7 protein-coding genes are annotated in these 7,005 nt (G+C 61.7%); 5 read left to right on the forward strand and 2 right to left on the reverse strand.

Going from position 1 to position 7,005, the window contains the following annotated elements:
• Nucleotides 1–34: 34 nt before the first annotated feature.
• Nucleotides 35–490, forward strand: a complete 456-nt coding sequence (locus ACFTR6_RS15965; protein ID WP_087873302.1) for a hypothetical protein — start codon at nucleotides 35–37, stop codon at nucleotides 488–490.
• Nucleotides 491–550: 60 nt separating this feature from the next.
• On the forward strand, nucleotides 551–1,804 hold the full coding sequence (locus ACFTR6_RS15970) for an amidohydrolase family protein (protein WP_377958596.1): 1,254 nt from the start codon (nucleotides 551–553) through the stop codon (nucleotides 1,802–1,804).
• A 998-nt stretch (nucleotides 1,805–2,802) separates the two neighbouring features.
• Here the strand turns inward: ACFTR6_RS15970 and ACFTR6_RS15975 are convergent.
• The gene (locus ACFTR6_RS15975; protein ID WP_377958597.1) at nucleotides 2,803–3,306 is read right to left on the reverse strand and encodes a hypothetical protein; all 504 of its coding nucleotides are present in this window, start codon (nucleotides 3,304–3,306) and stop codon (nucleotides 2,803–2,805) included.
• Between the two features lie 539 nt (nucleotides 3,307–3,845).
• Here ACFTR6_RS15975 and ACFTR6_RS15980 point away from each other — a divergent pair.
• Both ACFTR6_RS15980 and ACFTR6_RS15985 read left to right on the forward strand, forming a co-directional pair.
• Nucleotides 3,846–4,052, forward strand: coding sequence for a ribbon-helix-helix protein, CopG family (locus tag ACFTR6_RS15980; RefSeq protein WP_377958598.1), 207 nt, complete (start codon nucleotides 3,846–3,848; stop codon nucleotides 4,050–4,052).
• Nucleotides 4,049–4,417 (forward strand): type II toxin-antitoxin system death-on-curing family toxin, encoded by a 369-nt coding sequence (locus tag ACFTR6_RS15985; protein ID WP_377958599.1) that lies wholly within the window; start codon nucleotides 4,049–4,051, stop codon nucleotides 4,415–4,417. The genes ACFTR6_RS15980 and ACFTR6_RS15985 overlap by 4 nt, the downstream gene beginning before the upstream one ends.
• A 58-nt stretch (nucleotides 4,418–4,475) precedes the next feature.
• Here the strand turns inward: ACFTR6_RS15985 and ACFTR6_RS15990 are convergent, their stop codons facing one another.
• Entirely contained in the window at nucleotides 4,476–5,660 is a 1,185-nt protein-coding gene (locus ACFTR6_RS15990; RefSeq protein WP_377958600.1) for a hypothetical protein, read from the reverse strand.
• A 959-nt stretch (nucleotides 5,661–6,619) separates the two neighbouring features.
• Here ACFTR6_RS15990 and ACFTR6_RS15995 point away from each other — a divergent pair.
• Nucleotides 6,620–6,895 carry a hypothetical protein gene (locus tag ACFTR6_RS15995; protein ID WP_377958601.1) on the forward strand — a complete coding sequence of 92 codons (276 nt, stop codon included), beginning with the start codon at nucleotides 6,620–6,622 and terminating at the stop codon, nucleotides 6,893–6,895.
• The last annotated feature ends 110 nt before the right edge of the window (nucleotides 6,896–7,005 follow it).

A 7,005-nucleotide genomic window follows, 5' to 3' on the forward strand; every position in this document is an offset into this window, starting at 1 on the left:
CAACAGATCGGCTCCATCAAGAAAAAAGGACCCCATGAGTTCCCAATTTGAATCCTTCGACGACGTGTACGCCCACACCCGGGAAGCAGTCGGTGTCAGGCTCTTCACCGCCTCCGTCATTGCCGATAATGGCACCAGCATGGCCCGTGTCTACACCACCCATCCCGATGTCTATCCACTGGGCGGGAAGAAGACCCTCGCCGGGGACACGAACCCGGTATGGCTGGAGCAGGTGCTCAATGGACAGCAGCCGTTCCTGGGGGCGGATAAGGAAGCGGTCCGCGCATTCTTCTTTGATTCGGCAATAATCGAGTCATTGGGCTGCGGGGCCATCGTCAACGTACCGGTCGTGAGCAACGGCCAGACCATCGGATCCATGAACTTCCTCGCCCCTGAAGGCAGCTACGACCAGAAATCGGTGGACGCGGCCGTGGACATCGCACAGCGGTCCGTCCACCTGCTCGAACAAGCCCTAACCGCCGCCACCTAATCCCTTCACGGGCGGGCACCACTGGAGCCCGCCCGTGAGGCCAATAGGAAGGATCCCCACGTGACAACTCCGGGAAGCCTGACAATACGAAACGCCCTAATCTTCGACGGTGAATCACCTGACCTGATTGAAGGCTCCATCAGCATCCGCGATGGCCGTATCACCGCCGTCGGGCGGGAGGCGGAAGAGACCGACACCGTCCTTGACGCCGGCGGCCGAACCGTGATCCCAGGACTCATCGATGCACATTTTCATGCTTATGCGATCAGCCTGACATCCTCCAGGAACGAAACCGGGCCGCTGAGCTATTCCGCTCTTGCCGGAGCAAGGCGCCTCGAGGCTACCCTGCTCCGCGGCTTCACCGCGGTTCGTGACGTAGCCGGTGGTGACATTGGCCTCGCCAACGCCCTGGATGAGGGCCTGTACCCCGGCCCGCGCTACTTCTTCACCGGCCCCGCGCTAAGCCAGACAGGCGGCCACGGCGATATCCGGTCCGCGAACCAGGGAGGATGCTTCCACGGCGGGCACATGTGCGAAGTCGTGGACGGCGTCGAGGACCTGCGGCGGGCCGTGCGTCACCGGTTCCGCACAGGCGCCTCCGCCATCAAGCTAATGACCTCTGGAGGGGTTGTTTCACCGGTGGATCCCATTCGCCTTCCGCAGTACAGTGCGGCGGAAATCCGTGTCGTAACTGAGGAAGCTTCCCGCCGGGGGAGCTACGCCACAGCTCACGCATATTCGCCCGAGGCCATCCGCCATTCAGTGCTTAACGGGGTTCGCTGCATCGAACACGGCAACCTGCTGGACGTCGAAACCGCCCAGCTGATGGCTGAGAATGACGTCTATCTCGTCCCCACCCTGGTGACCTACGAAGCCATGGAGCGGCGCGGCAGGGAAGTTGGCCTCACCGAAGTGGGAGCGGCCAAGAACCGTGAAGTTCTAGCGGCGGGAAAGAAGGCCGTGGCACTGGCCCGAGACGCCGGGGTCCGGATTGGATTCGGGACAGACCTCATGGGTGAACTGGAGGATGAGCAACTGGCCGGCCTCCGACTGCAGTGCGAAGCGCTTGGCGTGTACGGCGCACTCCGGTCGGCAACATCAACCAACGCCACCCTGCTCCGGCGTAATGATCTTGGACGCATCACCGGAGGGTCGTGCGCAGACCTAGTGATCCTGGACGGGAACCCCTTCCATGAACCTTCGATCCTTTGGGACGAAAGCAAGACGCGTACCGTCATCAAGGACGGGCGAATCATCTCCACCGGCGCCCTTCAGGACGCGGCAGACTTGCCGTTAGACGTTCCTGTGGCCTAAGAAAGCCAGAAACACGAGTAATCGGCAGAACCCTCTACAGGCTCAATGAGGGCAATCCGCAACAGGATATTCGCTACTGACCGTCAGGTTGTGCGTATGCCTGCTCAGGTGTTTTCCACCCATAGGAAGCCTGTCGGCATTAGCTGGCAGGCTTCCTAAGTCGTGAGCAAACCAGGTTCTAATTCCTGCGGTATTCAGTATCGGAACAGCAGGAGATGGGTTTGATTTCCGAACGCCGATAATGGTGATTCCGTCACCTTGGAGGGCACCGTGCTTTGTGGCGCTCCGGTGGTTCGATAGAACGGGTTCGGTCATGCATTTTCTGTGCTGTCCGCCCATGAGAACTTCGAAGGAGGCCGCAACGCAATGACGTCATTGAATCCTGGTACCGGCTTGCCGCGGACAGTAATGTATGGGCTTGGTCGTGCGTGGGGCCTAGGTCTCTCGGGACATCAGGCGCATCGACGTCGCGCGTCCGTCTCCGTTACTCCTCGCCCTCAAAACGGCGCACACGCACGGGGACGGGAGTCCATAATGGCAAAAAAGAGGGTGTGCACAATGTGCACACCCTGGACTTCGGATTCGGTTGTACCGGCTTCGGACTGCTTCGGATTGGGAATGTTTTCGGGGGAGTGGCTGATTATCAGGGGGAGCGCCCGGTTCGAGTCCCACCTCGGGCACAGTCGGTTTGTCGTTCCACACCTGTTCATGGATGTTCACGGTGCGGCCAGCGTGACTTAGGAAAAATTCCTTGTGGCCCACCGCGCCGAGGAGAAGGAGGATGGCGAGGGTCGTCCAGTGGATCATGGGTCGGCCGGAGCTGCTCCGGTGGAACAGCAGCTCTCCTAGAGTGAGCCCAGGTGAAACGCCCGGAACGCTTTCCCGGTCATCGTATGGGCCGGCGCAGGGGGCGGTGGGCTGGTCACGGCTGTAGGCTACCTGCTCAGCGGCCATCGTCTTCCACCCACCGGATCCCGGTCGGCTTTACCAGAGAAGCGCTACAGCTCCTGGTCCGCAGGCACCCGACCGATGCTCCACGCGGAGACTTTGCGGAGGTCGACCCTGGTGGCCTGTAGGTGCACATGGTCTCCGCCGGACAGCAGCAGCGGGCCCAGGAAATGGATGTACCGGTCCTGGGTTTTCAGCTGCGGGTTGGCGTTCGTTTCTGCCGCTACCGGTTGCCGCTGTTCGTCCATGGCCGACTCCAAGGCATCGAGGGCGTCCGCGATGGCCGGACTGCCGGGGCGGATCTGGTCATGCTGCCGTCTTGCCCATGCCTGTTCGGATACGACGGATCCGGAGATGACAGTGCCGTCCGCGACCACAGTTAGCTCAATGGTCGCGTCCGGATCACCTTTGAAGATCGGGGCCAGCAGCAGCGCCAGACGGGGATCGACGTCGTACCAGGATTGTGCGGCGAACCGCTCATGATGAGCCCTAAACTTCTCCTGGTGCTCCGCGTGCACCTTGGTGACTGTCTCATGAGCCGTGCTATCTACCATGACTGGTCCCTTCGACGCGTTGAAGTCTCTTTGAAAGAGCTTAGAGCCGAAGCTGCCTTGGGGGACTGGCTGTTCTCAGGTGATCGTGGTCGTGTTGGTGGGCGATCCCGGGGCGTCGGTAATGTTCAGCGGTTTGATGCTACGAGCGCGTCCCGCTCCCCGGCAGCCTGCCGGGCGAGGGGACCGAGTTTCCAGAGTTCGCCCAGGGGCAGGCCGAGTTGGCGAGGAGCTGCTGGTGTAGACATGGTGGCTGCGGATGCCCTGCAGATCCTGTGCCCGGAATGTAGCGCGGATCGTGTCGCCGGGGATCGGCTGGGCCGGCTGAAAGCTCACGTCCCGCAGCTGGGGACCGAGCTGATATTCCGTGCCGGTCACAGCCACGGTCGTCTTTTCGCGCTGCACCGACGGCACACCCCTGAAACGTTCACGGCGCACGTGAAAAAGATGACGGCAGCCTTTGAAGCGGGCGGGTCCCCAGTCGACGTCACTCGGGGCTCGATGACTGGTACCAGATTGGTACTAGATTGGTGCCATTGAGTATGGCCATGAATCTCCGCGTTCCCGAAGACCTTGATCGCCGTCTTGAGCAGCTTGCAGCCGAGGAGCACACCTCCAAGTCCGCGCTCCTGCTCCACGGGGCTGTATTGGTTTTGCAGCGACACGCCCGCCGTCGTGAGATCAGTGAAGGACTGGATTTTGTGATGAGCCATGACGCTGAATTGCTTACCCGTCTTGAAGACGCGTGACAGCGTACCTCGATATTGAGGATGCTCTGCAGGTTGTTGACCGGTACGGCTTTCACATCCGGGACGTCGGACTGCTCGGCACGGCTCTGGCGCGGCCCGGGACGGCCGTGATGGGCGCCGAAGCCTATCCCGATTTTTCGATGAAGGCGGCTGCGTTGCTCGAATCGGTGGCGCGGTTCGACCCTCTGGTTGACGGCAACAAACGTACTGCCTGGACGCTTACGGGGTTGCTGTTGTGGATTAATGGTTACCGTCATGACTTCACGATCGACGACGGCTTTGACCTCATAGTCGGTGTGGCCGCCGGCGACATCAATCTGCGGAAGTCTGCCGCGCTGATATCGCCGCACTTACTCCCACGCTAGGCCGGACCGAGCCCGGTTGGAAGTATTCGGATAGGCGTTTCCGTACAGCGTTCGGGTGCTAGCCTCCTGGCCCGCGGGCCAAATTCTTCAATCGCGTGGCTGCGATGACAGCAGCCGATAACTGGGCAAAGAGCCACAGCGCTGATATGCCAGGTAGCCCATAGGCTTGGGCTACGGCCGTGCCCGGCATTACCGCGACGACGGCCGCCAGGACCGCGACGGCCGTTGACTCAGCGAAGCGGGCGTAAGCCCGGCAAATACCATAATAAATCTGGGTTGTGCAGCTTAGGATCAGGGCCGGAACGAGTAGCGGCAATAGAATCCAGTGCGGTGCATACTGCGGACCGAGAACATTCAAGAAGATGGGGCCCGCTCCCAGCAAAACTCCCCCGGAAACAAGGGTGAGTAGGAGGCTGATTTTCAATGCCCGTCCCGCCAGCGCCAGTTCGGAGCCGGGGGCTGCGAGTTTCGCTTGGAGCGAGTAACCGGCCGATTGCGGCACGAAAAAGACCGCCGATGCCATCATCCAGACCACGTACCAAGCCGCTGTCGCCGAGGCGCTCATTGTTGCGGCGACAATGAGAGGTAGAAGGTAGCCGGGAGCCCTGTCTGCGAGCATGAGGGGGTAGTTCCGAAGTGCCGGGCCCAATAATTTCGTTGCTTCCGAAAGCCTGACCCCTTCTTTCCATCGAGGACCAATGCCCGCCCGGTGCAGTTGGTGCATTCCGAGAATTACGCTGCCTACTGCTCCGGCAGCGACGGCGCCGATCACCGGCATGACCGTGCGGTAGCCGCTGGCCAGGCAAAAGAGCAGAACCGCTAACTGGGTGAGCCCTTGCAGCAGGCTGCGCACCAACGCCAAGTCGGCCCGGGACTGGGCGACGTTGATATGGTCAAGCTGATAAGCGGTGGAGGCGAATAAAGCGGCGGCCAGGAACCCCGCGGTTACCGCAGCGTCATTCCAAGCCTGGCCGACGCCAGGCCCGAGGCCCAGGGTAATCAAAAGCAGTGCGGTGGCGACTGCAAGCGACGAAAGCCCTACCGTGGCCAAGGATGTAGCCATGAGCCGACGGCGCCCGGCGTCGTCTTGCGAGGGCAGAAGGGTTAGCGTTGCCGGGCCGACCCCGAGCATTCCTGCCTGTACTGTCAGCAGCGCCGCTGCTACGACCGCCGACCCGAGACCTAGGTCTTTGGGCGCCAATGTGAGTGCGGCCAGGAACCAGAACAGAAAGCCGGTGGCCATGGGCGTGACTCTGGCGGCGGTAAGCCAAAGTGTGTTGCCCGCAAGAGAGCGACCTTCCGCAGCCGGACGCACGATCTTCCTGAACGTGGCGCGGCCGCTATCGAGCAGGAACCCGGCCCACATAACCACGCACTGCCCTGGCAACACGAACTGTATCGTCCGTGGAGCGGCGGTCAAGAATGACCACCTCATCCACACACAAGGACACGGGGCACAAGAGCCCGGGGATGCGTTGTTCCTTGTTCGGGGTGGGCATCACAATGCTTACGGACGCTTTGCCCGACGCCGAGATCAAATCTGGAGGGTGGACGGAGATAGACAATTGCGTCACCTCGGGCTTCGTGGCAGGGATAAAAGTTCGGCCAATAGCACCGCCACCCCCCAAGAGCACTGCCAAGGACTCATACTGGGACCATACGGTCCCGGATCAAGCAACTCAGCAACTACGATCTTGCCTCAGCATGCAGGATAAAGCATGCAGGCCTACCCCTGTTGAAGTCCAGCGATCACAGGGAATTAACAGCGTTTTGTAAGCATCGCCGTCGAGCCGGCACGTTCGAACGTACCGGGGCTTCGTCATGTTCCCTGTGCAGGGGCTGCTTCTTTATCGCGGGGGCTGGGGGGAGGCCAGGATGACTTGTGTCAAAACCAGTGCAGCTGGCCGGACGGCTCCTTGCGGAAGAACCGAGCTCAATTATCCAGGCAGCCCAGCAAGGCTTTCGCTTCTCCGACCGCGACAAGCTCGTCGACGCGCTGCCACTGCAGCGTGAGTCTCCCCACGTTATTTTGAGTAGCTATCAATAAGACATTAAACTTGGATGTAGGCCAGAGTAGCCCTCGAGTACCGCACCGGTGAACATCCCCGGGCCGGCAGGGCAAGCGACACCCCGCAACGCTCTTCTGCTTGAGCGGCACTGGAACCCGAAACTGGCCCTTATCCTGAACCCCGAGGAGAACCCATGACTTTGCTGGCCGAACGCCCCGCAACGACCGAACCCGCCCCTGAGACCGCTCCCGGCATCACTGTCGTCGGCACCGCACTGCGCGGCGGCAGCTACGTAACTCTGCCCGTCGGCAGCGCCGCGGCCGGTGTTGAAGGCACCTACGTCACCGTCCCCGCCATCCGGCACATGCCTCCCGTCACCCGTGGCAGCTATGTCACCGTAGCTGGCGCTCCCGCTGTTGCCGCCAGCCTCGCCGAGGGCAGCTACATAACGCTTCCGACGGCAGCCTAAAGCCCAAGCGTCTTCGTGGGTGGCACCATGCGGCGTAGAAAGGAGGCCGCCGGCGCCCCCGGGGGGGGGGGGGGGCGGCCGCCCACCCCCCCCCCCCCCCACCCCCCCCC

The organism is Arthrobacter sp. NPDC057009 (assembly GCF_042673905.1).
Lineage (GTDB): Bacteria > Actinomycetota > Actinomycetes > Actinomycetales > Micrococcaceae > Arthrobacter.

Excerpts from the sequence above, each read along its gene's own strand:
- ACFTR6_RS15965 (WP_087873302.1), top strand. The coding sequence starts at position 35 with ATGAGTTCCCAATTTGAATCCTTCGACGACGTGTACGCCCACACCCGG.
- ACFTR6_RS15975 (WP_377958597.1), bottom strand. The coding sequence starts at position 3,306 with ATGGTAGATAGCACGGCTCATGAGACAGTCACCAAGGTGCACGCGGAG.
- ACFTR6_RS15980 (WP_377958598.1), top strand. The coding sequence starts at position 3,846 with ATGGCCATGAATCTCCGCGTTCCCGAAGACCTTGATCGCCGTCTTGAG.
- ACFTR6_RS15990 (WP_377958600.1), bottom strand. The coding sequence starts at position 5,660 with ATGGCCACCGGCTTTCTGTTCTGGTTCCTGGCCGCACTCACATTGGCG.
- ACFTR6_RS15995 (WP_377958601.1), top strand. The coding sequence starts at position 6,620 with ATGACTTTGCTGGCCGAACGCCCCGCAACGACCGAACCCGCCCCTGAG.